We start from the raw sequence: 24183 nt of genomic DNA on the forward strand, positions 1-24183 counted from the left end.
TTGTTTGCAGTTCACAAAAATACATAAAATTCAAACACCGATTTTTCAAGGTGACTAGAAACATACCTTATGACACGAATATTACTTTTGTCCGACACCCATAGTTATATAGACGATAATATACTAAAATATGTTAAACAAGCCGATCAGGTGTGGCATGCAGGAGATATAGGTAATTTAAAGGTAACCGATGCTATAGAGGCTGTAAAGCCTCTTACGGCGGTATATGGAAACATTGATGATGCAAGGGCAAGATTGGAATTTAAAGAAGACTTGTGGTTTACATGTGAAGGTGTAGAAGTATTTATGACTCATATCGGAGGGTATCCTGGAAAATACCATCCCAGAATTCGTGAGGAGGTTAAACATAAGCGCCCAAAGCTATTTATTTGTGGTCATTCACATATACTTAAGGTAATGTGGGATAAACAACTTGGAATACTGCATATGAACCCGGGCGCTGCTGGTAAGCACGGTATGCATAAGGTAAGGACAATGCTTCGTTTTGAAATAGATGGTGAGGCAATTAAGAATCTTGAAATAATTGAATTGGAAAAGAGATGATCGATGCCTTAATTGCTTTTTTTGAAATTAGTTTAGTAGGGACGAAAATGTGTGTAATAAAAAAAGCCTCTCACTAGGAGAGGCTTTTGAGCCGATAGAGGGATTCGAACCCACGACCCCGAGATTACAAATCACGTGCTCTGGCCAACTGAGCTATATCGGCTTTTGCGGGTGCAAATATAGAATTCAATTTCATCTTTGCAAACCCTTTTTGCATTTTTTTTATGCCAATTGATTAATTTTTTGAATCAATGCACCGGCCTTAACCTCTAACTCTTTGCTAACTTCCTTAAGATGAGACTTTCTGTTCTCAACTTTCTTGTTGTTAATTTTTGCAATTAATTCATCAAAAGTTGCAATTGCTTCTTCAATAATTGCATTTCCTTCCTCAGAATTTGTTTTTTGCGTAGCTAATTCAGTAATGTATACTGCCTCTATAATGTCTCCTAAAACGTAGTTGATATCCTTTTTAAGGTTTTTAATACTTGCCATATCGTTATAATTTGCTGCAAAAATACGTTTATTTATGCAATTTTACACATAAACTTCCAAAAGTTCTAATCCATTGGTGGAGATGTCTATTTGTGCACAACAGGCTGGAATAAGAACTGTTTCTCCTTTTTGGATGGTTACTTCTCCGTTTTCCGTTGATATGGATCCAGAACCATGGACACATACAAAGATGGTAAAGGAATCACGTTCTGATAATTCTTGTGAAAAGTCTTTGGATAAATTAAGGTAATTGGTATTGAAATAGGGGCACTTGACCATATTGTTAATGCCATTTCCTTCTTTGGTGTAATTGATTTTGAAGTCGTCTTTATACGAGTAATCAATAGCATCAATGGCAAGTTCCGTATGAAGTTCGCGTAAATTTCCTTCTTTATCTTTTCTATTGAAATCATATACACGGTATGTGATATCACTTGTTTGCTGGATTTCGGCTAGTAGTATCCCAGCTCCTATGGCATGTACTTTTCCAGTATTGATGAAAAATGTATCACCTTCCTTTACTTTTTCATAATTAAGAATGTCGGTTAGTTTACCTTCATTAAGATGTTTTTCATAGTTTTCTTTGGTCATGTCCTGCTTGAATCCAACAATTAGTTCAGCTCCTGGATCAGCCTGCATAATGTACCACATTTCTGTTTTTCCGAAGGAATTATGACGTTCTTTGGCTAATTCATCATTCGGGTGTAATTGAATTGATAAATCTTGTTTGGCGTCAATAAACTTTATTAAAATTGGGAATTCTGTACCAAACCGATTGGTGACACTTTTACCTAATAGCGCTTGTGGGTGGTGGTTTATCGCCTCTTGAAGTGAAGTTCCTGCCAAAGGACCATTTTCAATAATAGATACATCCCCTTTAACAGCAGAGAGTTCCCAGCTCTCACCTGTAATATCACTGGAGCTCGGTTTATTCAGTAGATCTTTAAGTTTAGTGCCTCCCCACAGGCGCTCTTTTAAAATAGGTTGAAATTTGAAAGGATAAAGATTCATAGCGTTTGTTTTAAAGTCTTGTATGCTTTTTGTATATGTGAAAGGGCGTCTATTCCTTTATGGTGTGCAATAAGCAATCCATCAGCATCAAAAATAAATGTTTCTCTTGCAGGGAGTAAACCAAAAAGAGGGCCTTTTATGCAGAAAAGACGTTGTGTTTCTTTATTAGGGTCGCTCAGTAAAGGAAATGGGAGTTGATGTTTTTTAGAAAATTCTTTATGACTCTCTGTATTATCTGTACTAATTCCAATTATAGAGGCATTAAGGTCTTTGAATAGATGATAAGAGTCTCTAAATCCACAAACCTCTTTAGTGCAAATAGGAGTGAAATTTTTAGGATAGAAAAATAGAACAGAAGGTTGACCTAAAAGTGACTTACTGTTAAATAAGACCCCTTCTTGGTCGATTAACTGAAATGAAGGTAATGGAGTTCCAAGTTGCATGTTATTCACCTCTATAGGTCACAAAATTTCGTGGGGTTTCATAAAGGGTAATCTCCAAATCAAGATTCAAGGGTAGGTGAGGTCTTAATTTTTTCCAGATTACTACTGCTATGTGCTCGGCTGTCGGATTTAAGGATTTAAACTCAGGGACATCTTCGTTTAAATTTTTGTGATCAAAAGCGAGTTCGATGTGCTTGTATATAAGGTCTTTAAGAATTTTAATATCAATAACGTATCCTGTTTCAGGATCAATATTTCCAAATACACTAGCTATTAGTTCATAATTGTGGCCATGATAGTTGGGATTGTTGCATTTCCCAAAAATGGCTTCATTTTTTTCAAAAGACCAGTCGGGACGGTAAAGACGATGTGCAGCATTGAAATAGGCCTTTCGACTTACTTTAACTTTCATGGACGTATACTTTGAGTTAGGTGAATATAAAATTTGTCAAAAATAATTTTGAACCATGCGGTGTACTTTTCAGGTTCTTTTTCTATGTCTGATTTGACCTCCTCAATAGCCATCCATTTCCAGTCCGCCACTTCTTCTGGATTTATTGTTGGAGTTTCATTATAATATCCTACCATGACATGATCAAATTCATGTTCTGTAAGACCATTATCAAAAGGAGCTTTGTAAATGAAGGAAACCTTCTCTTCTAAATCAGTTACAAACCCCATTTCTTCCATTAATCGTCTTTTCCCTGCTTGAATATTGGATTCTCCATGACGTTGGTGACTACAGCAAGTGTTCGTCCATAGTCCTGGAGAGTGATATTTGTGAAGTGCTCTTTGTTGAAGCATTGTTTCACCTTGGTCGTTGATAATAAATACAGAAAACGCCCTGTGTAATAAGGCTTTTTCATGGGCTTCCATTTTAGGCATTAGTCCAATTGGGTTGTCTTGCTGGTCAACTAATATAACTTCTTCTTCTTTCATAGTTTTTGAATACACAACAAAGCTACAAAATAGGTGTCAGCAATCAAATAGTGGAGTTGATTTGATCATTATAATGAGGGTTTTACTATCTTTAATTCAATGAATTTTATTTGAATGTCTGGTAAACGATTAGATACGGAGCGCTTGTATTTACTTCCAACCACATTGGAAGATGCTGAGTTTTTTATGAGATTAGTCAATACACCTAAATGGCTTAGGTATATTGGAGATAGAAATATTAAGACTGTTGATGATGCAAAGGGATATATTGAACATCGCGTGTTGAGTCAGTACAAACGATTGGGATATTCAAGTTTTACTATTATTAGAAAGAGTGATCATGAAAAGTTAGGTGTCTGTGGGATATACGAAAGAGAAGGATTGGATTCTAAAGATATTGGCTTTGCTTTTTTACCTGAATTTGAAGGACAGGGTTTTGGATATGAGGCAGCTTCAGCACTAAGAGATGCTGCTTTCAAAGAGTTTGGGTTGTCAGAGCTACTTGCTATAACCTCTCAATCAAATTTAGGATCTCAGAAATTATTGCTAAAGTTAGGTATGCAACCACAGGGTAAAATAGTACTACCGAATGAAACTGAAGAACTTTTTCTATTTTCCCTGAGCAGGTAATTTAGTCACGTGAAAAGCTAATGTAGCTTCCTTTTTTTATTCCCCATTTTTCCATAAGACCTGCGTTAATTTCTAAGACGTATTGGGCTGGTACTTCTGAAGGAAGTGATGATTCATCCATGGGCGTGGTGTTTTGATGAAAACTAACTACTTTCAAGTCTTTGTCTAAATAGATGATATCTAGTGGAATGATGGTGTTTTTCATGTAGAAATAGCGAGGCTCCTCTTGGTTAAAGATAAACAGCATTCCTTGAAGTGGTTCCATATGTTCTCTGTACATAAGGCCTACTTGAGTTTCAGCTGGTGTTTCTGCTATTTCAATGGAAATTACTTTTAATAACTTTCCATTGGCATTAAATATTGAAGCCGTACCTTCTTTAGTAAAAGTGATTTCTGCCAAATTAATGTCTTGCGGTGGAGGGTTGCATTTTCTTAAAATAATAAGAGAGAAAACCCCCATTAGTGATATACTAATAAGGGTTTTTCCAATATGTTTTTGAAAAATTGCTATCATGCCATTTTAGGTTTTCTAAACATAAAAAAGAATCCAATCAGAATAAAGGGAATGCTAAGCCATTGTCCTGTAGATAACAAATCAAGACTTTTTTCGAAACCTCCCTGACTTTCTTTAACAAATTCTACTATGAAACGAACAGTCCATAATAGAACTAAAAATAGACCGAAAAGAAAACCTGGTTGTTCCTTTTTAGTTGTTTTCCAATAAGCATACCACAGTATGATGAAGACGAATATATATCCAAAGGCTTCATATAGCTGAGCTGGGTGTCTAAAAGGAATCTGTTGTAGTATTTCTGAAAAGCGAGGATCATTTGCTAAAAGATCATAGGCCTTTGTGAGATCATTTTGTTGTGTTAGTTGTAGTAATTCACGTTTTCCGACATCCTCACCTTGAATGAATTTCACTCCCAATGGAAAATTAGAACCTACCACCTTTCCATATATTTCTGAATTCATAAAATTTCCAAATCGCACAAAGACAGCGCCAATAGATATGGGAACTACAATGCGGTCTAGAATCCAAAGGAGTGAGAATTCAGGGAATTTCTTAATATAAAGATACATTGCTAGGATAATACCTATGGCAGCTCCATGGCTAGCTAGACCGGCAAATCCAGTAAATTCAAATGGATTAAATCGGAAGGGGAGTAAGATTTCAGCTGGATGTTGGCTAAAATAGTCCCAGTCATAGAAAAAAACATGGCCAAGGCGAGCTCCTACTAATGTGGCAATAACTGTGTAAATAAAAAGACTATCTAGTTTATCGAGTGATTTTTTCTCGTTAATAAAAATCTTTTTCATAAGATACCAGCCAATGGTAAAGGCCAGTACAAACATGAGGCTATAATAGCGTACCTGAAAAAAACCAAGATCAAACAGCGTGTCGCTGGGATTCCATACAATGTTAATAAAGTTCATTCGTCAGATTTGATATAACTATGTAGTTGTAAATATACTTAATTGATAGGAATAGTAGTAAAAATGTACTTTAAAAAAACATAAAATATCCAGGATATTATATAATTACCAGGTTTTGAAGATTAATTCTAATTTTAATTTGACGGAATGCTCCTATGAAAATAGTGAATTATTCCAAGGTTTTCACCTCATTTGTATTTTTGTTAATATAGTATTCACTATGGAAAAGAAGGTATATAAGATTCGAGTTCACGGAAAATGTACCATGATTGAAAAGTGAGATTTGGTTAGGGAACAGGATCGTACCCACTACCACCCCAAGGGTGACAACTAAAAATACGTTTAATTGCCAACCATCCTCCTCTGAATAGTCCGTGCTTTTTAAGTGCTTCTGCAGTATAATGAGAGCATGTAGGTGAGTACCTACATGCTGCTGGTGTAAGTGGTGAGATCACATATTGGTAGAAACGGACCAATAGTAAAAATGGTGCTATTAGAATTTTTTTTAGCAAGCTTTTTTATTGCAATGTAAATGTAGTCCCGTCTTTTCCGTCTTTTAATTGAATTCCAAGAGATTCAAGTTCAATACGTATTTTGTCTGATAGAGCCCAATCCTTATTCGCCCGGGCTTCCGCTCTTAACTGTATAAGTAGCTCTACAACTCCGTTTAATTTTTGATTTTGATTGCTTCCTTCATTAGTTACATTTTCCAGTCCTAAAATATCAAACACAAATGCATTTAGGGAGGCAGTAAACAAGCTTAAGTCTGTAGCTGTAATTTGTTCTTTACCATCTTTAATAAGATTTATATAACGAACAGCTTCAAATAATTGAGCTATTAATATGGGGCTATTGAAATCATCGTTCATGGCGTCATAACCACTCTGTATCCATGTAGCTATGTCGACACTAGATTTGTCAGCTACCGGAAGTCTATCCAGCATTTGAATGGCTTCCATAAGTCTATAATACCCTTTTTCAGAAGCTTCAAGAGCATCATTACTGAAATCTAGAATACTCCTATAGTGGGCCTGAAGTATAAAAAACCTTGTAACAGAAGGCGAAAAAGGTTTACTTAAAATGGTATTTTCTCCAGAGAATATTTCATTTGGAAGGATGTTATTTCCAGTGGATTTAGCCATTTTCTTTCCGTTTAAGGTAAGCATGTTGGCATGCATCCAATAATTTACTGGACTATGTCCATTACAGGCTTCTGCTTGTGCAATTTCACATTCATGATGAGGGAACTTTAAATCCATTCCTCCTCCATGGATGTCAAATTGTTCACCAAGATATTTGGTACTCATTGCGGTACATTCTAGGTGCCAACCTGGAAAGCCATCGCTCCATGGTGAAGGCCATCTCATGATGTGTTGAGGTTCTGCCTTTTTCCATAATGCAAAGTCTTGAGGGTTCTTCTTGTCGCTTTGACCATCAAGCTCTCGAGTATTGTGAATAAGGTCCTCCACATTTCTTTTGCTTAATTTTCCGTAGTGATTTGATGCGTTAAATTTTAGTACATCAAAATACACAGAACCATTGACCTCATAAGCAAATCCTTTTTGAATAATTTCTTTAATGATTTCAATTTGTTCAATTATGTGACCTGTAGCTGTCGGCTCAATACTTGGTTCTAAATTATTGAACTTTGCTAATGTATTATGGAAGTCTACTGTATATCGTTGCACAACTTCCATTGGTTCAATTTGTTCAAGACGTGCTTTTTTGGCAATACGATCTTCGCCTACATCGGCATCATTTTCTAGGTGACCGGCATCCGTAATATTACGCACGTAACGGACTTTATATCCTAAATGTTTTAAGTAGCGAAACACCAAGTCAAACGAAATGAAGGTACGACAATTACCTAAGTGTACATTACTGTATACGGTAGGACCACATACATACATTCCTACGTAGCCTTCAATTAGAGGAGTGAATGCCTCTTTTTGAGCCGAAAGAGAGTTGTATACCTTAAGTTCTTGGGTTTTGTACAAATTCATAAGATAGGTGTTATTTTGTGTTAAAACTGAGTGTCCAGTTTAATGTAATCTAAAAATTCTCTACGTACTGAAGGGTTCTTAAATTGGCCTCCAAATTCAGCCGTAACCGTGCTACTTTCAATGTCTCTGATTCCTCTAGAATTTACACATAAATGTTTGGCATCAACCACACAAGCAACATCATCGGTACCCAGTACTTTTTGTAATTCTTGTACGATTTGAATGGTCATACGTTCCTGTACTTGAGGTCTTTTAGCAAAATAATCTACGATTCGATTCATTTTAGAAAGACCTACAACTTTTCCTTTGGAAATATAGGCAATATGGGCTCTTCCTACAATTGGTAATAAATGATGTTCGCAAGTTGAGTAAACAGTAATGTTCTTTTCAACCAACATCTCTCCATATTTATATTTGTTATCAAATGTGGAAGCGCTAGGCTTTTTGTTAGGGTGTAATCCGCCAAATATTTCCTTTACAAACATTTTAGCAACCCGTTTAGGGGTTCCTTTTAGACTGTCATCTGTCAGATCTAGTCCAAGTGTCTCCATGATGTTATATACATCTGCTTGGATCCGATCGATCTTTTCTTCATCGCTAAGTTCAAAAGCGTCATTGCGCAAAGGCGTCTCTGCTGAAGAAGCAATATGGTCATCTCCGAAGGCGTCAAATTCTTCTTCCAGTGCGTTGTCCATTTTCATTGAGTGCATTTTTAAGTCTGCAAAGATAGCTATTAAAAGGAATATATGAGAGGACAGAAATTGATAAATTAAGGGTTTTGTAGGAGGAGTTTCGTAAATATTTCTTAAATTTCGCTTGTTAACCAGCCTTTTATGAAGATTTTGCCTCGCTTCTTGCTGATTCTTACAACAATAGTGTTTTCTTGCGCTATTAACTATGGTCAAACCTCGTTTTGTCCAGTGGTTGATGCTGGCAACAACATTACACTTGACTGTAATAATTCTTCAGCTACTTTGACTGTTGATTTTGTCCGTACAGGTCTTACCACTAGTTATGATGTTTCTTCCATTGCTTATAATCCTCCCTTTCCCTACAGAGGGCCAGGGTCACCTACAAATCCAATAAGTGTAGGTTTGGATGATGTCTGGTCTGATGTTATTGACTTGCCGTTTAATTTTTGCTTTTTTGAAGGGATCCATGATAATATTCAGGTAGGTTCTAATGGTAATATGACGTTTAAAGAAAAGAGTACAGGTCCTGATCAAAATAGTTTTCAATTGATAAACGGGACCGAATATCTTACGCTTCCAAACACTGAATTTTCAATGGCAGAGGTGAATATTTTTGGTGTTTTTCATGATTTGGATCCTACTATTAATGCTAATCAAGCGGATGGGCCTTATATAGCCTGGGACGTTATGGGAGTAGCACCTTGTAGAGCATTTGTAGTGAGTTTTTCTAATGTTGCTCATTATGATGATCGATGTAATGATTTGACATCTACTTTTATGATGGTCATGTATGAGACAACTAACATAATAGAAGTATATGTGCAAGATAAGCCTATATGTGATGATTGGCAAATGGGGGGTGCTGTAATTGGAATTCAGGATATGGATGCGATAAGATCAGTAACACCTGACCAAAGAAACAATGGTCAGTGGGGGGGGACTGGCATTAACGAGGCATGGCGATTTACACCCAACGGGGATCCTAACTATAGCATAGAATGGTCGGATGATAGTGGGAATATTGTCGGGGATACGGAATCCATTACGGTTTCTCCTGAAGTCACAACTACCTACAGAGCAAAGATTACTTATACAAATTGTGATTTGGAAGAGGAGGTGTTTTTTGATGAAACTACAGTTGTCGTTAACAGGCCTTATAACATTCCCGATTTGGGACCAAACCAGCAACGCTGTGAAGGTACAGGAGGAGTAGTTCTTGATGCCACTGCTAGTAGTTCATCAGTTTCGTATCAATGGTTTAAAGATGGGGTCCTTTTGAATTCAGAAACTTCACCTCAATATACGGTAGTGGAAGGAGAAAGCGGATTGTATTCAGTAACTGTGGATGATGGGCAAGGGTGTGTGCAAAGTGAAGAAGTGCAAATTGATTTTGTAGCCAATCCGACTGTGGTACCTATTGCTAATTATACCTTGTGTGACATTGATGGAGATGGGGAGGCTGTTTTTGATTTAACCTCCAAGGATGTAGAAATAGCAGATGGACAAGATGTGATGGTTAGCTATCACCTCACACAAAATGAAGCAGAAAATGGAGCTGGTAACTTGATGAGTCCCTATCAGTCTTCTTCTCAAGTAATATGGGTTAGGATGGAGGACGTAAGTACCGGATGTAGGTCGGTTACCTCCTTTAATTTAGTAGTTGCCACTAGTCCAATGGTTCAAACCGTAACCATAAACGAGTGTGATGATGCTTCAGAGGATGGATATGCTGTATTTGATCTTACAACTGCTCAAGCTGAAATAGTAGCACCTTCAAATGAAATCGATTTTGTATTTACCTACTATCATGATTCTGAACTCAACTCACCGATTTTAGCTCCTGATACCTATACGAATACATCAGCAGGTTCAGAGGTGGTTTATGTTTCCATTGAAAATGCACAAGGATGTAGTGCTCAAACGACTCTTACCTTGTCAGTAAATTCACTACCACCATTTTCACCAAGTTCAGACATGTATTATTGTGAAGTTGACACAGATGAGGTAGAAACTATTCCTTTAACGGAATTTGATAATTTTATTTTAGAAGGAGCCGATGGATCCGGGTACTCAATTACCTACCATCTGAATGTAAGTGATGCGGAAAATGGGATTTCTCCAATTTCCGATCCTTTTACAAATACGAGTAATCCACAGCAATTGGTAGCTAGGGTGGAGGAAATCACAACAAATTGTTATAAAGTATATGCATTTAACCTCCATATAGCTTCAAGCCCTCAATTGGTGACTGGAACTCAAATGCAGGAATGTGATACTTCCAATGGCGCTAATACCGCTGTGTTTGATCTCATGGCTGTTTCTGATGACTTACTGTCTTCTGGAAATTCAGCTGATTTTGAATTTTCATTTTACACAGACAGTAATTTAAGTAACCAGATTAATAGTCCTTCGTCCTTTACCAATACATCGAATCCGCAAATGGTGTATGTAAGGGCTAGGAATAGAGATACAGGTTGTGAAGGGAGTACAACTTTAGAATTAGAGGTGTTGCCAAAACCTTTTGTGGCATTGCCTCCCAATGTGATATTATGTTCGGACGACACCAATGGGGTGTTGTTAGGAGCGGATTTAGGGAATAACATTTTGTATCAATGGAACAATGGCGCTACAACACCTACTATTACTGTGTTTACTCCTGGAGATTATTATGTCTTAATTACCGATACCATGACAGGATGTATATTTACAAGTAATACAACGAGTGTTTCTCTAGCATCCGTTCCTGATTTTACCCCAGAAATTAGACAATCTCCAGCTTTTATGGGAAATCATACTATAGAAGTAGTGGTAAGGGAATCAGGAGATTATGAGTATCGATTAGATAACGGAATGTATCAGATGTCAGGCGTTTTTACTAATGTGGTTCCAGGTCAACATTTTATTACCATTCGAGAACGTAATGGTTGTGGAGAACTTGTGGTGGAGGCTTTGGTGTTGGACTATTTACGCTTTTTCACTCCTAATGGCGATGGGTATACAGATAATTGGAATATAATAGGTTTAGAAAACCAACCGTCAGCAGAAATCTATCTGTTTGATAGGTATGGGAAGTTTATTAAGCAATTGGATCCAACAGGCCCTGGATGGGATGGTACGTATAACGGAAGAATGCTTCCATCTACGGACTATTGGTTTAAAGTTATTTATACAGACCCAAGTGATAATTCAAAACGTGAGTTTAGGAGTCATTTTAGTCTTAAAAGATAAAAAGAAAAGCCACTCGTAAGAGCGGCTTTCTTTAAGTTGATATGGATAATACTTAAAGTTTAATTCCTATACTCATCATTACATTGTTGAATTTACTTGAGGTGGTAGCGGCATCAGTAAGTCCCACATTATATAGGGATCGATATGAGTCTTGCTTGGCGTGATCGTAAGCAATATCTAAAGAAACTGCGCCAAAATTATAGCCTATTCCAAGAGAGTATCCGTTAAGTTCTCCTACTGTTCTTTCGTTTTTATAAGGACTTTCCTCAAGTCGATAACCTGCGCGAAGACTTACATTGTCCACGCGTAATTCACCACCAATTCTGTATGAAGATGCATCCTTTAATTGGTTTGAAATGATTGAATTTTGATCTCTAAAATAAGAATCACTTGTTGGACGAAACTCTGCATTGGCATAATTTTTTCTACTGTAATCAAAACTTATTAGGCCGTATTTTCCAAATACATAGGCGAGACTTCCAGTAATCTTGGACGGGGTCATTAATTTATAGGTTTCGTAGATGTTGATCACATTGGGTTCCACAACATCGGTGAATTCCGTAAACGTTCCGTCTCCATTGTCTACCTCACTTACAGTAAATAGTGATTGAATCAGCTCATCATTTATGTTATACCAGGTAGGGGATTGGTAGGTGGCACCAATTCTTAATTCATCAGACAATTTGGCTATAGCTCCTAATTGAAAGGAGAATCCAGATCCATAAGTTTTTAGATCGTTTTCAAAACCAATCTCCTGTATCGTTGAATTAGATGCAAATCCTATTTCCGAAAGGTAGGTGTATTTGGAAAAATCAATCGCATGAGCGTTTAAGTTTGCTCCCAGATATAGCTTATCCTTGTATTGGGTGGCAAAGTTGAATGTTATTTTGTAATTATATCCAGTGGTTGCCATAAAATACTCTTGATCTACTGTGCCGTATGAAGCATTTGAGACATATTGGGTGTTTTCTGGGTCATTAGATATTGGATTTATGAGATAAGCTTGATAGGCAAGGAAAGCTTGTTGAGCTCCATAACCTCTATTTTCTCCTAACCAACGATAGACCTCCGTAACATTTTCCCCATCATATACTTCGATGTCGTCAAGAGTTACGCCATTGGCATAAGATAAAAAATACTTGTCTATTGAATTATTTGGATTGAATCCTGCAACAAATACATTGTTGTTGAAGCTGTTTGAATTTTCCACATTAAAACCTACAGCAATTTTTCTCCAATTAGCTTCTTTAGATTGGTTGTTGAAGACCAAGACACCACCAATTTGACTAAGATCAAATTTAGACTTGGAATCAGTTGCTAAAGTTCCGAAGTAAAGTGAATTATTACGAATGCTGCTATTTCCAAATGTGGCACCAACTTCTCCTGTGGAAAACACAGCTGACCCAGCTGGATTGGCAGACATCGCGGATAGGTCACCACCTAAAGCCCCGAAAGCACCGCTTAGCGCTCTGTATCTTGCTGTACCCCCTAACTGCTCACTTGAATAACGATAGGCGTCATTTATGTCTTGTGCTTGGGTGGTAGAAACTGCTAATGCAGCTATTAAGAAAGAGAAAACCTTTTTCATGTGTAAATGTTTTTTTTTGATTAAGAACGAAAAATAATGCCCATAATTATCTGATTTGTAGATATAATATGGGCATAAATGTTAGTAAGCTATGGATCAGCCTCCTCTTCTTCCTCCTGAACTAGAACGTCCACCTGAACTACTGCTTGAACTTCTGGAAGAGCTGGAGCTGCTTCGAGTAGGAGCACTATAATTGGAGCTTCTAGAGGAAGATGATGGTGTATAGTTTGAACTTCTACGAGTTGTAGGAACACTGTTATTTGGCGTATAGGTCCTACTTCTATTCTGATAACTAGAAGGTGAGTAGGTTCTTGAACGCACATTGTTTACCGTCGTATTTGGTCTGGAAGTTGTTGAGTTATAGCTACGATTCGCAGTACTGGTTCGTGATCTATTGGTAGTACCATCCACACTAACACGAGTTCTTCCGGTATTGTAGTTATAATAACTATCCCTAGTTGTACGATTATTGTTTGCAGAAGTGTAAGCCCTGTTAGTAGTAGTTGAAGCGCGTCTAGTAGTCGCTACATTACGAGTACCGTAGGTAGTTCTTGAGCCTACAGTTGAATAGCTGCCTCGTCTTCCTGTATTGTAGGCCACATTGTTACTTCTGTAGTAATTGTAGTGTGGATAGTGATAGTATCCTCCACCATACCATCCATAGTACGATGGGTAGTAGTGGCTCCAACCAATCCCATAGTATCCTCCCCAATAAGGATTGTAATATCCATTCCATGCAAATCCAGAATTCCAGTACCAAGGGTCATTCCATCCCCACCATCCTGAGTTCCAATAATTATATCCTCTATACCAACGGTTCCATCCCCAATTGTTATTGTATATATTTATAGAGAAATCCGTGGTGTTATCTCCCCACCCGGCATAACTATTATAGTCGGATTCGTAATTTGGGTCGTAATCTCCGGTCCCTGAATAATTGTCAATATCCGTAAAATATAAACTATCGTTTTCGTTGGCTATTGCTTCGTATTCTTGGGCTTTATAATTAAAATAATCTCTATATATAGATCTGTTGTCGTCCTTTACAGGTCTTTCATATGAATTGTCCGATAGTGTTGAAGAGGAATAAATTCCGTCATTATCGTAGTATGATGCGCCTTGGAAGGAACCACAAGATGTCAAGAGCAGAAAACCTGCTACCGGAAGCACTTTGTGTACATTGTTTTTTAAAGGGTTGAGATTCTTCATCATTACTAAAATTTTATTGTTGGACATAACAAAAATAGTTAGTTTTGCGCAAACTATTTGATATTTAACTAAGTCGCAATATTTGTGCCAAACTATAGCAATGAGTAAGAGTTTAACAAAACGTAGTGAGGACTATTCTAAATGGTATAATGAATTGGTTGTCAAGGCCGATCTAGCCGAGAATTCCGGAGTAAGAGGTTGCATGGTTATTAAACCTTATGGATATGCCATATGGGAAAAGATGCAAGCTCAATTGGATAAAATGTTTAAAGAAACCGGACATGAAAATGCCTATTTTCCACTTTTTGTGCCCAAAAGTCTATTTGAAGCTGAAGAAAAGAATGCGGAAGGTTTTGCCAAAGAATGTGCCGTAGTTACGCACTACCGATTAAAAAATGATCCGGATAATAAAGGGAAACTGATGGTTGATCCAGAGGCCAAACTGGAAGAGGAGTTGGTGGTACGTCCTACTAGTGAGGCGATTATATGGAGTACATATAAAAACTGGATTCAATCCTATAGAGATTTACCTATATTGATCAATCAATGGGCTAATGTAGTTCGTTGGGAAATGCGTACTCGATTGTTTTTACGTACTGCTGAGTTCTTGTGGCAAGAAGGTCATACGGCGCATGCAACACGTGAAGAGGCAATTGCTGAGGCTGTACAGATGATGGATGTATATGCTGAATTTGCTGAAAACTTTATGGCTGTTCCTGTTATTAAGGGGGTGAAGACTGAAAGCGAGCGTTTTGCTGGGGCAGAAGATACCTACTGTATTGAGGCTTTGATGCAGGATGGAAAAGCTTTGCAGGCAGGGACATCCCATTTTTTAGGACAGAATTTTGCTAAAGCTTTCGATGTTAAGTTTACTTCCAATGAAGGTAAGCAGGATTATGTTTGGGCAACTTCTTGGGGGGTTTCTACTCGATTGATGGGTGCTCTGATTATGACCCATAGTGATGATAATGGCTTAGTATTACCACCTAAACTAGCACCTATTCAAGTGGTTATTGTACCGATTTACAAAGGTGATGATCAATTAGAGGCCATTAGATCTCGAATTAATCCATTGATGAAGGAATTGCGTGATAAAGGTATATCCGTTAAATTTGATGATAGAGATACTCATAAACCAGGATTTAAATTTAATGAGTACGAATTGAAAGGGGTTCCTGTTCGTATTGCTATCGGGCAGCGAGATATGGAAAATAACACCTTTGAAATAGCTCGTAGGGATACCTTATCAAAGGAAACCGTTTCTGGAGAAGTAGTGGTTTCCTATATATCCAATTTATTAGAAGATATTCAAAATACGATTTTTCAGAAGGCATTAGACTATCGTGCAACACATATAACTGAAGTTACTTCATTTGATGAATTTGTGGAAGTGCTAGAGTCTAAGGGAGGATTTATATCTGCTCATTGGGATGGAACAGCCGAAACGGAAGAAAAAATCAAGGAACTTACTAAGGCAACCATCCGTTGTATTCCTATAGATGGTGTAGAAGAGGAAGGTATTTGTGTGTTTAGTGGAAATCCATCCAATCGTAAAGTGTTGTTTGCCAAAGCGTATTAAAAAAAATGCGATTTTTTTTTAATAAACTATTGCTTCGTATCAAAATAGTTGTATTTTTGCATCCGCATTTTGAAACAAACAACGGTCCGTTCGTCTAGGGGTTAGGACGCCAGGTTTTCATCCTGGTAACAGGGGTTCGATTCCCCTACGGACTACAAAAGTTCTTTAAAAGGAATTACTGAAAGCAAATAAGTGAAATTCACTTAGTACCAATGGTCCGTTCGTCTAGGGGTTAGGACGCCAGGTTTTCATCCTGGTAACAGGGGTTCGATTCCCCTACGGACTACTAAAACAAATTAACAGAAACGCAAATAGGTTTCTGACAACAAAAACAATTTTTAAGAAACAATGGCAAATCATAAGTCAGCATTAAAGAGAATCAGAAGAAACGAGGCGGCTCGCTTGAGAAACAAATATCAGCATAAAACTACCCGTAATGCTATCAAGAAGCTACGTGGTTTAGAAGATGCTAAGGAAGCAGCTACTTTGTTGCCAACTGTAGTAGCCATGATTGATAAATTGGCTAAAAGAAACATTATTCACAGCAATAAGGCTTCAAACTTGAAAAGTAGCTTAACAAAGCATGTGACTAAATTAGCCGCTTAATTAAACGGTAATTTAGAATAGTATATAGCGCTCCTATTAGGGGCGCTTTTTTTATTTATATCCCTAGTGTCTTGGATGGAGTTAGTAGATGTGAATGTATATATGGAAATTAGTAATTAATGAAAAAGGACACCATTGGTGTCCTTTTTGGTAAGTAGGAAGTTTTAATCTGATTTGGGGCAAATTATCTTCCAGTACGTTTTGTCTGTCTCGTTAAAATCTTTTAAGGTGTCTAATCTCATTAACATTTCAACACTGCTAAAGTAATATTTTTTTTCATATTACCGACTAAGTGTAATATAAATTCGATGAAATGCATTTAAAATCTATAAATTGTAGTATTAACCCTTCTTTTGAACTACCTAATATAAAAAAAACCCTCGAATAGAGGGTTTTGGATAATAGATTTATAGGTAGTGTTATTGATTCATGGTAAGTAAAAACTCATCATTGTTTTTTGTTTGCTTGATACGATTTTCCATAAATTCCATAGCCTCTACAGGATTCATATCGGCTAGGTATTTACGCATAATCCACATGCGTTGTATGGTTACTTCATCTAAAAGAAGATCGTCACGTCGAGTAGATGAGGAAATAAGGTCAATGGCAGGGAAAATACGACGATTCGCGATGCGTCTATCGAGTTGTAATTCCATGTTACCCGTACCCTTGAATTCTTCAAATATAACTTCATCCATTTTAGAGCCAGTCTCGGTAAGAGCTGTAGCTATAATAGAAAGAGAACCTCCGCCTTCTATGTTACGAGCAGCACCAAAGAAACGTTTTGGTTTATGGAGTGCATTGGCATCTACACCTCCACTTAGTACTTTTCCAGAGGCTGGTTGTACTGTGTTATATGCACGTGCTAATCTTGTGATGGAATCAAGAAGGATGACTACATCATGACCACATTCCACTAATCTCTTCGCTTTTTCTAACACAATGTTAGCTACCTTAACATGCTCAGAAGCTTCTTTGTCGAACGTAGAGGCGATGACTTCTCCTTTTACACTTCTTTGCATATCGGTAACTTCTTCTGGTCGCTCATCAATAAGTAATATCATAAGATATACTTCAGGATGATTAGCAGCAATGGCATTAGCTACATCTTTTAGAAGCATTGTTTTACCTGTTTTAGGCTGTGAAACAATCATTCCACGTTGTCCTTTTCCAATTGGGGAAAACAAATCCATAATTCGTGTTGAAATGGTACTTTGTTTTTCTGCTAAATTGAATTTTTCGTTAGGAAACAAGGGTGTAAGATGTTCAAATGAAACACGATCGCGCACAACTTGCGGATCTAGTCCATTTATTTTACTCACTTTAATTAATGGGAAGTATTTTTCACCTTCTTTTGGCGGGCGTACCGCTCCTAATACGGTGTCTCCAGTTTTTAATCCAAATAAACGTATTTGTGATTGTGAAACATATATGTCATCCGGAGAGGATAGGTAGTTGTAATCTGAAGAGCGTAGGAAACCGTATCCGTCTTGCATGATATCCAGTACACCTTCACAGTCCACAATTCCGTCAAATTCAAAATCAGGAGAACGGTATCTGTTCTTTTTTTCTTTATCAAAATTCTCATTTTGATTCTGAGAATTTCCATGTTGATTTTGTTGTTGATTTTGTTGTTTGTTTTGGTGGTGTTGCTTGTTGTGTGGTTTCTTATTTGTATTTTGAAACTCTCGGCGTTCTCTTTTTTTGTTTTCTTCAGGGGCAGCAGGTGGTTGAGGAGTGTTTTTTACCTCTGAAGTTGGAGTTTCAGGGGTTGGTGATATTTTAGCCTCTGGGGTAGTGACTTCAATGACTTTCTTTTTTTCAATTGGAGTACTAGGCTCTAGATTTTTTTCTACAGGAGTGTTGGTTTCCTTTTGAGGAGCTGCTTTACGCTCCTTGTCTTTTGGATTAGAGCTTCCTGCTTTATTATTTATTCGAGTACGTCTGTTTTTACGTTCTGCCGAAGGATTTTCCTCTTTGGTTTCAGTAATGGTGTTTTTAGGATTAGACGCTTGGATATCGAGTATTTGATATATAAGGTCTAGTTTTTTTAGAGTTTTGTATTTCGGAACGCTGATATTTGCAGCTATTTCCTGTAACTCAGAAAGCTTTTTTTCTTTTAAATCAGAAATGTCAAACATGTAAATAGAAGATAAATTAAACGTTTTTGGGGGTCTTCAAAAGTAAATAATGATAAAGATGTTGTGATTTGAAGTACAAACGAACCTCGTATTGAGTAGGTTGCGAATTGATAGAGCAATATTACAAATTTATTTTAAAAAACAAACATTTTTTTACAAAAGAAGCGTTATTTTTGTAAGCCTAAAATCTGGCTATGTTACAACGTATTCAAACGGTATATATGTTAGTGGTACTACTCATGAGTGGAATACTGCCGTTTTTATTTAGTGTATACAGTACAGCTTCTGGAGCAGTTTTTGCACATCAAGAGATGATGTTACTAGTTCTTTTTTTGATTTCTGCTTTATTAGCGATTATGGCTATCGTTCTTTTTAAAAATAGGAAATTACAATTTGTGTTAAACAGATTGAATATAATATTTAATCTTACTTTACTAGGAGTATTTGTATATCGTCTACTAACTTTATCCGGAGAAGCGCAAGTTTCTGAGAAGGGTATTGGGATGTTTCTTCCTATCATTTCTATCGTGTTTTTAGTTATGGCTAATAAAGCCATAAAAAAGGATGAAGATCTTGTAAAATCTGTAGATCGATTGCGATAAACCTATTATCTTAGTAGTATTAGTGCGTTGAAAGCCCGGATGTTTGCATCCGGGTTTTTGTTTTTTAGAGGTTTGCGGTTGTAGGATCTATCATCATAGCGACTTCTGATATGACATCCGCAGGAAATCCAGATAGTTTAGAATGTTCCTTAATAGCATCTTCACTTTCGGCTAAATAAACGCAATACGTTTTGTCTTTAGAAACAAAACTGTCAACCCATTGTACTTTGTGATTCATCGACTGGATTGCTTTACAAGAAGTGGTTGCGGCTTGTGCAATGTCTTCCTTACTGGAGGCACCAATGCCTGGTAAATTTCGTTCAACGACATACTTTTTCATAGTGGAGTTTTTAATAAATTAAACTTTGAAATGTATAGTAGGTCATTCATGAAAGGATACCATTAAAGGTAGTGATTATTTGAATGTTATAAAATAAAAAAGCTGCTTTATATAAAGCAGCTTTTAAATATTAGGTAAAGGAAGTTTATTCTTTCTCGTTTTGTTCCTTTTTAAGTTCTTCAATGTACTTAGCCAGTTCTTGTCCATATTTAGAATTTGCCACCTCCGGTGTTAAGGAGTTATTAATGGTGTCTAAATATTTTAACTGAGCATCAAACACTTCGGAAAGAGCGATGTAAGGAGCGATATATGATTCCTTGTTATTGATGGCAAAATTAAGTGAGTAGAGATATCTTCGTAGCGCATTTCTGTCTGAAGCATTCTTTAAAGAGTCCGCTAATACAAAGTTCTTGTCTTGAATAGCACGTATATGCTTTTCAATTAGTTCAAGATTTTTATCACTGAATTTTGATACCATCTTTTTGTATTCAACCAGTTTTTTATTAGTTTCTGAACCTTCTACTTTTGCATTAGGCTCAAAAAAATCACGGGTACTATTGATAGTAATGTTGCTCCCAGGCTCTCCGAAGAATAAAAGCCTGTCATTTAAGTTATTTCCATCATTTTTATCTAGGTAGATGTAAAAAATTTCAGGACTCTCAATCGAAGTTTGGAAAGAAAAAGTTCCATTGCCATTTGCTTGGATGGAGTCTATATTAATAATTTTTCCTTCTTCAACTCGCTGAAAGTAGATTTTACCTTTCTTTAGTCCTTCTATAGAACCCTCTACCTTCATCAGGTTGTTATCTTCTTTGGTGTTACATGATATAAGGGCCAAAACGGCTAAAACACAAACAAATATTTTTTTCATTTCTTGAAAGTTAACAGGTCGCAAATATGCATAAAACTTTGTAATTCTCACTATACCTTGGATGCAAATTCCATTAAATAAGCACATAGCATGGCTCCATAAGTGCCCACCACATATCCAAATACGGCTAATAATACTCCTACGGTAGCTAGGGAAGGGTGGAATGCAGCTGCAACTACGGGTGCAGATGCTGCACCTCCAACATTCGCTTGACTCCCAACTGCTAAGAAAAAGTAAGGAGCTTTGATAAGTTTAGCGACTAGAATTAAAAGCCCAGCATGGATCGCCATCCACACCAAACCAATTGCAATTAGTCCTGGGTTTTCGAATATTTTCCCTAAGTCCATTTTCATTCCAATGGTCGCAACCAATACATAAATAAAAATACTCCCTATTTTACTTGCTCCTGCACCTTCGTAATTTTTAGCCTTCGTAAATGATAGAAGAATGCCAATAAAAGTAGCGATGGTAACCATCCAGAAAAATTGGGATCCAAAAGAAGATAATGCATTTTCCTTATCACTAATAGATTCAAAAGTATTGATTAGATAGCCAGAAATGCTATTTGCGCCCCAGTGAGCAATCCCAACCGAGGTAAATGCAATAGCAACCATCATAATGTAATCAGTTAGGGATGGGTTTCTGGTGATATTGTCTGCAAATTGGGTAACCTTTCTTTTTAAGTCTTCAATTGCTGAGTTGTCTGCTTTTAACCAGCGATCAATTTTTTCTGTTTTACCAATTCCGAAAAGTAAGATGGCCATCCATATATTGGCTACTACAATATCGACTAAGACCATTCCTCCATACTTCTCAGGATTGTATTTGAAAATTTCTAACATTGCTGCTTGATTGGCGCCACCACCTATCCAACTCCCTGCGAGCGTGGCTAGACCTCTCCATACAGCATCAGGACCAGCACCTCCAACAGTTTCAGGTGAAACGATGGAGATAAGTAAAATAGCTAAAGGGCCGCCAATGATGATACCTACTGTTCCTGTAAAAAACATAATTAATGCTTTAGGACCAAGGTTGAAAATAGCCTTTAAATCAATACTTAATGTCATTAGAACTAATGAGGCAGGAAGTAAGTAACGACTTGCTACATAATAAAGGTTTGAAACACCATCCGAGATGATGCCTAAAGAGTTGAAGATTGCTGGGATAAGATAGCACATCAGTAGAGCGGGTACTACTTTGTAAAATTTATTCCAAAATCCGGTTTCGCGAGATGATGTGTAAAAAACGAATCCAAGGGAAAGCATGAGGATGCCTAGAACAATGGTGTCGTCCGTAAAAAAGGGTTGATTTTCCATGAAAAATTAGATTTTCACGAAAATAGAAAATTATTTTATTGTGGCTCTATAAATCTTGAAATAGCTTTGAAAGATATAGAGCTACTCCATCTTCTTTGTGGTGGAGAGTTGTCGCCTTTGCAACGGCCAAAACTTCAGGCCGGGCATTGGCAACGGCTACTCCATGACCTACGGCTGCAATCATTTCTACGTCATTATAATTATCTCCAAAAGCAATGGCTTCTTCAAGTTTAAAAGGGTATTCTAGGCCTAGTATTTGTTGAATTCCTGTAAGTTTAGAAACACTCTTAGGGGCTATTTCGATATAGGTGTCTTTTGAACGGTAGAGATGAAGTTGCTGGTCGTAATATTTTTTTAAATAAGTATAAGCAGCTTCAATGAGATGAGCTTCTCCCATACAGGTTACTTTATGTGCTCCTTTACCTTCTTGTTTCCATCGATTTAACACAGTGGAATTGCTTTCTATTTCTGGGGATACTTTGGTGTTGTTTTCTTCTCTTTGTGCCCAATAATCATAGGAGGGAGCATACCATTCATTATTATGAAAAAGGCTAATATGGAATGGTTCATTTGAAATCTCTTGATTGTATCGAGATAAATCATTAAGGATGTCAATGGGAATTTCTGTAGAATGGACTATTCTTTCGCCGGTTATCACAAGGGCACCGTTGTAGCAAACAAGTGGTCTTCCTTCTAATTGCGCTTGTTGTTGTAAGTGTGTCATTTGTTTTGGCATTCTTGCTGAAACAAATATTATTGGGTGTTGCTTATTTATCTTGGTAAGTTGATAAATAGTTGATTCGGATAGTTCTCTGTTGGCATCTAGTAAAGTGCCATCAATATCTGTAAATATGATTTTAAACGACATTAGGATTCTTCTTTTTTGGGTTTGGGGTCTCTTTTTGCATCTTTTAGGCTTTGCATTAGCATCCATTCAATCTGCCCATTGGTGCTTCTGAATTCATCGGAAGCCCATTTTTCAATGGCTTTGAGCATTTGTTCATCGATGCGTAAGGCAAAAGCTTTCTTTTTAGACATGATTATTTAATAATGAATTCAACAAGAGCTTCAATGAGCTTAGATGACAGTGGATACGTGTCTTTATGATAGGAATTGATGTTTTCTTGAAACGAATTTATTTCCTTTAAAACATGGTTCATTTTTGGGATTATAGCTAAGGTGGCTTCAGGTTTTACCTGGTGAAGAATTCGTGCTTCCTCAGGACTGACCTGACTATCTGAATCTCCATTTACAATGAGTATCTTTTGGGTTTTGATTTCATGGATTAACTGTGCTGGAACATATTGGTTCCAAGATTTTAAAAATTTTTGGTTTACTGGCGCGAAAATATTCATTAGAAAGGGATGTACTTTTTGAATGGTGTCTGTAGTCATTAGTTCTGTAAAATGTTCTCGGGCTTTGTCTCCTAAAGCTGTAGCTTGAGTGTTTAGCTGCTGTATTAATGTTTCTTCAATACTCATACTAGGTCCAGAAATCGAAACAAATTTTGTTACATCCTCTGATAAAGCGAGCATGGCAATTAAGGAACCTTGGCTATGTCCTATTACAACGATGTCGGAAAATCGCGGATCATTTTTAAAGTGTTCAATGGCTATTTGGGCATCCTTAACAAAATTGTTTATGGTAACATTGGAGGTCATGTATTTGCTGTTCTTAGCTGTAGCTGTTCGCTTATCATACCTGTAAAAGGCAATTCCGTACTTGTTTAGAGAGTCGGAAAGCTGTTTGATATAGTTGGCATTAATATTTACACCTGCTTGATTTCCATTGCGATCTACATTGCCCGAGCCGTGTATGAAAATTGCAACAGGAGGTTCGCTTGTAGTGCTTGGGATTGTTAAGGTACCTGGTAGAACGATACTGTCATTGTATAGTACTACTTTTTCTTCTATTATCTGAGAATAAGTGAAGAGTGAAATAAACAAGCAACTCAATAGAAAATTAAACTTCATCATTTTTTTCTTTATGTAATTTAAGTGCAGCTAGAAAGTCTTTAGGTTTTCTAGTGCCTATGAGAATGTGGTTATTCTCGTTAAATTTTATTTTAATTACCTTATCCAAGCCAGCCATAGTTACAGAAGGTGTCTTCTTCATAATATTCCATCCTCCTACATGATAACCATAATTGAAATAAGGATAACTGTCTTGATCAAAATCGATAATAGCTTCAAAAGGAATTGTTGTGTACTTGTTTTTAAACGGAGGATACCTAAATGACACTCCTATTGGGTCAATGCGAACCTCTTGACGTACAGTTGTTAGTAATAGAATAACTAATGCTTCTGTTACTAAAACAAAAAGTAGAGTATGAATAATTTCCAAGCGAGCATGTTCCTCCGGGTTCTCTATATAGGCTTGATATAGAATACCGATGATTGTCAGAAGTGAAATGGATATCAATACGTATATCCATTTAGGAAACCGCTGTATTTCGTGAAACACCATTACAATTACTTTTCTAGATTTAGGTT

The 24183-nt window shown here is 36.9% G+C and carries 26 protein-coding genes and 3 tRNA genes; 8 read left to right on the forward strand and 21 right to left on the reverse strand.

Annotated features, from left to right (window positions below; genetic code table 11):
* The first annotated feature begins 69 nt into the window (after positions 1–69).
* Positions 70–564, forward strand: a complete 495-nt coding sequence (locus tag PT603_RS00905; protein ID WP_008238218.1) for a metallophosphoesterase family protein — start codon at positions 70–72, stop codon at positions 562–564.
* Between the two features lie 89 nt (positions 565–653).
* Here the strand turns inward: PT603_RS00905 and PT603_RS00910 are convergent.
* The 6 genes from PT603_RS00910 to idi all read right to left on the reverse strand — a co-directional run bounded on the left by PT603_RS00910 (position 654) and on the right by idi (position 3449).
* A tRNA-Thr gene (locus PT603_RS00910) sits at positions 654–727 on the reverse strand.
* Positions 728–786: 59 nt separating this feature from the next.
* Positions 787–1056, reverse strand: coding sequence for a hypothetical protein (locus tag PT603_RS00915; protein WP_008238214.1), 270 nt, complete (start codon positions 1054–1056; stop codon positions 787–789).
* A 42-nt stretch (positions 1057–1098) separates the two neighbouring features.
* Entirely contained in the window at positions 1099–2067 is a 969-nt protein-coding gene (locus PT603_RS00920) for a type I phosphomannose isomerase catalytic subunit (RefSeq protein ID WP_008238209.1), read from the reverse strand.
* Positions 2064–2510, reverse strand: coding sequence for a peroxiredoxin (locus PT603_RS00925; RefSeq protein ID WP_008238207.1), 447 nt, complete (start codon positions 2508–2510; stop codon positions 2064–2066). The genes PT603_RS00920 and PT603_RS00925 overlap by 4 nt, the downstream gene beginning before the upstream one ends.
* A gap of 1 nt (position 2511) precedes the next feature.
* Positions 2512–2922 carry a 6-pyruvoyl trahydropterin synthase family protein gene (locus PT603_RS00930; protein WP_008238205.1) on the reverse strand — a complete coding sequence of 137 codons (411 nt, stop codon included), beginning with the start codon at positions 2920–2922 and terminating at the stop codon, positions 2512–2514.
* On the reverse strand, positions 2919–3449 hold the full coding sequence (gene idi, locus PT603_RS00935; RefSeq protein WP_008238203.1) for an isopentenyl-diphosphate Delta-isomerase: 531 nt from the start codon (positions 3447–3449) through the stop codon (positions 2919–2921). Before idi ends, PT603_RS00930 begins: the two co-directional genes overlap by 4 nt.
* Positions 3450–3563: 114 nt before the next feature.
* Between idi and PT603_RS00940 the strand changes: the two genes are divergently transcribed.
* On the forward strand, positions 3564–4079 hold the full coding sequence (locus PT603_RS00940) for a GNAT family N-acetyltransferase (RefSeq protein ID WP_008238202.1): 516 nt from the start codon (positions 3564–3566) through the stop codon (positions 4077–4079).
* Between the two features lies 1 nt (position 4080).
* Here PT603_RS00940 and PT603_RS00945 read toward each other — a convergent pair whose 3' ends face one another.
* From PT603_RS00945 to folE, 5 genes are all read right to left on the reverse strand, one after another.
* Positions 4081–4593: a DUF192 domain-containing protein gene (locus PT603_RS00945; RefSeq protein ID WP_008238200.1), complete on the reverse strand. Its 513-nt coding sequence runs from the start codon at positions 4591–4593 to the stop codon at positions 4081–4083.
* Positions 4590–5516: a prolipoprotein diacylglyceryl transferase gene (gene lgt, locus PT603_RS00950; RefSeq protein ID WP_008238198.1), complete on the reverse strand. Its 927-nt coding sequence runs from the start codon at positions 5514–5516 to the stop codon at positions 4590–4592. Before lgt ends, PT603_RS00945 begins: the two co-directional genes overlap by 4 nt.
* 287 nt (positions 5517–5803) lie before the next feature.
* Positions 5804–6028 (reverse strand): membrane protein insertion efficiency factor YidD, encoded by a 225-nt coding sequence (gene yidD / locus PT603_RS00955; RefSeq protein WP_008238196.1) that lies wholly within the window; start codon positions 6026–6028, stop codon positions 5804–5806.
* A 6-nt stretch (positions 6029–6034) separates the two neighbouring features.
* Positions 6035–7519 (reverse strand): cysteine--tRNA ligase, encoded by a 1485-nt coding sequence (gene cysS, locus PT603_RS00960; RefSeq protein WP_008238194.1) that lies wholly within the window; start codon positions 7517–7519, stop codon positions 6035–6037.
* A gap of 20 nt (positions 7520–7539) precedes the next feature.
* Positions 7540–8220, reverse strand: coding sequence for a GTP cyclohydrolase I FolE (gene folE, locus PT603_RS00965; RefSeq protein ID WP_008238192.1), 681 nt, complete (start codon positions 8218–8220; stop codon positions 7540–7542).
* Between the two features lie 132 nt (positions 8221–8352).
* On the opposite strand from folE, the gene PT603_RS00970 reads away from it, so the two are divergent.
* Positions 8353–11439, forward strand: coding sequence for a T9SS type B sorting domain-containing protein (locus PT603_RS00970; protein WP_008238190.1), 3087 nt, complete (start codon positions 8353–8355; stop codon positions 11437–11439).
* Positions 11440–11491: 52 nt separating this feature from the next.
* Here the strand turns inward: PT603_RS00970 and PT603_RS00975 are convergent, their stop codons facing one another.
* Positions 11492–13027: an OmpP1/FadL family transporter gene (locus tag PT603_RS00975; RefSeq protein ID WP_008238188.1), complete on the reverse strand. Its 1536-nt coding sequence runs from the start codon at positions 13025–13027 to the stop codon at positions 11492–11494.
* 96 nt (positions 13028–13123) lie between these two features.
* Positions 13124–14239 carry a hypothetical protein gene (locus PT603_RS00980; protein WP_155805559.1) on the reverse strand — a complete coding sequence of 372 codons (1116 nt, stop codon included), beginning with the start codon at positions 14237–14239 and terminating at the stop codon, positions 13124–13126.
* Positions 14240–14336: 97 nt separating this feature from the next.
* Between PT603_RS00980 and proS the strand changes: the two genes are divergently transcribed.
* From proS to rpsT, 4 genes are all read left to right on the forward strand, one after another.
* Positions 14337–15815 (forward strand): proline--tRNA ligase, encoded by a 1479-nt coding sequence (gene proS / locus PT603_RS00985; RefSeq protein ID WP_008238184.1) that lies wholly within the window; start codon positions 14337–14339, stop codon positions 15813–15815.
* A gap of 83 nt (positions 15816–15898) precedes the next feature.
* A tRNA-Glu gene (locus tag PT603_RS00990) sits at positions 15899–15970 on the forward strand.
* 59 nt (positions 15971–16029) lie between these two features.
* Positions 16030–16101: transfer RNA gene (locus PT603_RS00995), tRNA-Glu, on the forward strand.
* A gap of 62 nt (positions 16102–16163) precedes the next feature.
* Complete coding sequence (rpsT, locus tag PT603_RS01000; protein ID WP_008238183.1) at positions 16164–16421, forward strand: 30S ribosomal protein S20; 258 nt, start codon at positions 16164–16166, stop codon at positions 16419–16421.
* A 419-nt stretch (positions 16422–16840) separates the two neighbouring features.
* Here rpsT and rho read toward each other — a convergent pair whose 3' ends face one another.
* Entirely contained in the window at positions 16841–18562 is a 1722-nt protein-coding gene (gene rho / locus PT603_RS01005) for a transcription termination factor Rho (protein ID WP_008238182.1), read from the reverse strand.
* A 194-nt stretch (positions 18563–18756) separates the two neighbouring features.
* On the opposite strand from rho, the gene PT603_RS01010 reads away from it, so the two are divergent.
* A complete protein-coding gene (locus tag PT603_RS01010; RefSeq protein ID WP_008238181.1) occupies positions 18757–19164 on the forward strand; it encodes a DUF4293 domain-containing protein in 408 nt (135 codons plus the stop codon).
* A gap of 64 nt (positions 19165–19228) precedes the next feature.
* Here PT603_RS01010 and PT603_RS01015 read toward each other — a convergent pair whose 3' ends face one another.
* The 7 genes from PT603_RS01015 to PT603_RS01045 form a co-directional block, all read right to left on the reverse strand.
* Positions 19229–19504 (reverse strand): DUF4242 domain-containing protein, encoded by a 276-nt coding sequence (locus tag PT603_RS01015; RefSeq protein WP_008238180.1) that lies wholly within the window; start codon positions 19502–19504, stop codon positions 19229–19231.
* A gap of 145 nt (positions 19505–19649) precedes the next feature.
* Complete coding sequence (locus PT603_RS01020; protein ID WP_040488643.1) at positions 19650–20375, reverse strand: DUF4369 domain-containing protein; 726 nt, start codon at positions 20373–20375, stop codon at positions 19650–19652.
* Between the two features lie 50 nt (positions 20376–20425).
* Positions 20426–21691: a DUF819 family protein gene (locus PT603_RS01025; RefSeq protein ID WP_008238176.1), complete on the reverse strand. Its 1266-nt coding sequence runs from the start codon at positions 21689–21691 to the stop codon at positions 20426–20428.
* 46 nt (positions 21692–21737) lie between these two features.
* Positions 21738–22559, reverse strand: coding sequence for a Cof-type HAD-IIB family hydrolase (locus tag PT603_RS01030; RefSeq protein WP_008238174.1), 822 nt, complete (start codon positions 22557–22559; stop codon positions 21738–21740).
* Entirely contained in the window at positions 22559–22729 is a 171-nt protein-coding gene (locus PT603_RS01035; RefSeq protein ID WP_008238172.1) for a type II toxin-antitoxin system antitoxin, read from the reverse strand. The genes PT603_RS01030 and PT603_RS01035 overlap by 1 nt, the downstream gene beginning before the upstream one ends.
* A 2-nt stretch (positions 22730–22731) precedes the next feature.
* Positions 22732–23667: an alpha/beta hydrolase gene (locus tag PT603_RS01040; RefSeq protein WP_238531011.1), complete on the reverse strand. Its 936-nt coding sequence runs from the start codon at positions 23665–23667 to the stop codon at positions 22732–22734.
* Complete coding sequence (locus PT603_RS01045) at positions 23654–24157, reverse strand: hypothetical protein (protein ID WP_008238168.1); 504 nt, start codon at positions 24155–24157, stop codon at positions 23654–23656. The genes PT603_RS01040 and PT603_RS01045 overlap by 14 nt, the downstream gene beginning before the upstream one ends.
* Positions 24158–24183 lie beyond the last annotated feature (26 nt).

The organism is Imtechella halotolerans (assembly GCF_028743515.2).
Lineage (GTDB): Bacteria > Bacteroidota > Bacteroidia > Flavobacteriales > Flavobacteriaceae > Imtechella > Imtechella halotolerans.

What these genes read in the sequence shown, in the direction of transcription:
- PT603_RS00905 (WP_008238218.1), top strand. Translation starts at nt 70, where the DNA reads ATGACACGAATATTACTTTTGTCCGACACCCATAGTTATATAGACGAT.
- PT603_RS00915 (WP_008238214.1), bottom strand. Translation starts at nt 1,056, where the DNA reads ATGGCAAGTATTAAAAACCTTAAAAAGGATATCAACTACGTTTTAGGA.
- PT603_RS00920 (WP_008238209.1), bottom strand. Translation starts at nt 2,067, where the DNA reads ATGAATCTTTATCCTTTCAAATTTCAACCTATTTTAAAAGAGCGCCTG.
- PT603_RS00925 (WP_008238207.1), bottom strand. Translation starts at nt 2,510, where the DNA reads ATGCAACTTGGAACTCCATTACCTTCATTTCAGTTAATCGACCAAGAA.
- PT603_RS00930 (WP_008238205.1), bottom strand. Translation starts at nt 2,922, where the DNA reads ATGAAAGTTAAAGTAAGTCGAAAGGCCTATTTCAATGCTGCACATCGT.
- idi (WP_008238203.1), bottom strand. Translation starts at nt 3,449, where the DNA reads ATGAAAGAAGAAGAAGTTATATTAGTTGACCAGCAAGACAACCCAATT.
- PT603_RS00940 (WP_008238202.1), top strand. Translation starts at nt 3,564, where the DNA reads ATGTCTGGTAAACGATTAGATACGGAGCGCTTGTATTTACTTCCAACC.
- PT603_RS00945 (WP_008238200.1), bottom strand. Translation starts at nt 4,593, where the DNA reads ATGATAGCAATTTTTCAAAAACATATTGGAAAAACCCTTATTAGTATA.
- lgt (WP_008238198.1), bottom strand. Translation starts at nt 5,516, where the DNA reads ATGAACTTTATTAACATTGTATGGAATCCCAGCGACACGCTGTTTGAT.
- cysS (WP_008238194.1), bottom strand. Translation starts at nt 7,519, where the DNA reads ATGAATTTGTACAAAACCCAAGAACTTAAGGTATACAACTCTCTTTCG.
- folE (WP_008238192.1), bottom strand. Translation starts at nt 8,220, where the DNA reads ATGAAAATGGACAACGCACTGGAAGAAGAATTTGACGCCTTCGGAGAT.
- PT603_RS00970 (WP_008238190.1), top strand. Translation starts at nt 8,353, where the DNA reads ATGAAGATTTTGCCTCGCTTCTTGCTGATTCTTACAACAATAGTGTTT.
- PT603_RS00975 (WP_008238188.1), bottom strand. Translation starts at nt 13,027, where the DNA reads ATGAAAAAGGTTTTCTCTTTCTTAATAGCTGCATTAGCAGTTTCTACC.
- PT603_RS00980 (WP_155805559.1), bottom strand. Translation starts at nt 14,239, where the DNA reads ATGATGAAGAATCTCAACCCTTTAAAAAACAATGTACACAAAGTGCTT.
- proS (WP_008238184.1), top strand. Translation starts at nt 14,337, where the DNA reads ATGAGTAAGAGTTTAACAAAACGTAGTGAGGACTATTCTAAATGGTAT.
- rpsT (WP_008238183.1), top strand. Translation starts at nt 16,164, where the DNA reads ATGGCAAATCATAAGTCAGCATTAAAGAGAATCAGAAGAAACGAGGCG.
- rho (WP_008238182.1), bottom strand. Translation starts at nt 18,562, where the DNA reads ATGTTTGACATTTCTGATTTAAAAGAAAAAAAGCTTTCTGAGTTACAG.
- PT603_RS01010 (WP_008238181.1), top strand. Translation starts at nt 18,757, where the DNA reads ATGTTACAACGTATTCAAACGGTATATATGTTAGTGGTACTACTCATG.
- PT603_RS01015 (WP_008238180.1), bottom strand. Translation starts at nt 19,504, where the DNA reads ATGAAAAAGTATGTCGTTGAACGAAATTTACCAGGCATTGGTGCCTCC.
- PT603_RS01020 (WP_040488643.1), bottom strand. Translation starts at nt 20,375, where the DNA reads ATGAAAAAAATATTTGTTTGTGTTTTAGCCGTTTTGGCCCTTATATCA.
- PT603_RS01025 (WP_008238176.1), bottom strand. Translation starts at nt 21,691, where the DNA reads ATGGAAAATCAACCCTTTTTTACGGACGACACCATTGTTCTAGGCATC.
- PT603_RS01030 (WP_008238174.1), bottom strand. Translation starts at nt 22,559, where the DNA reads ATGTCGTTTAAAATCATATTTACAGATATTGATGGCACTTTACTAGAT.
- PT603_RS01035 (WP_008238172.1), bottom strand. Translation starts at nt 22,729, where the DNA reads ATGTCTAAAAAGAAAGCTTTTGCCTTACGCATCGATGAACAAATGCTC.
- PT603_RS01040 (WP_238531011.1), bottom strand. Translation starts at nt 23,667, where the DNA reads ATGATGAAGTTTAATTTTCTATTGAGTTGCTTGTTTATTTCACTCTTC.
- PT603_RS01045 (WP_008238168.1), bottom strand. Translation starts at nt 24,157, where the DNA reads ATGGTGTTTCACGAAATACAGCGGTTTCCTAAATGGATATACGTATTG.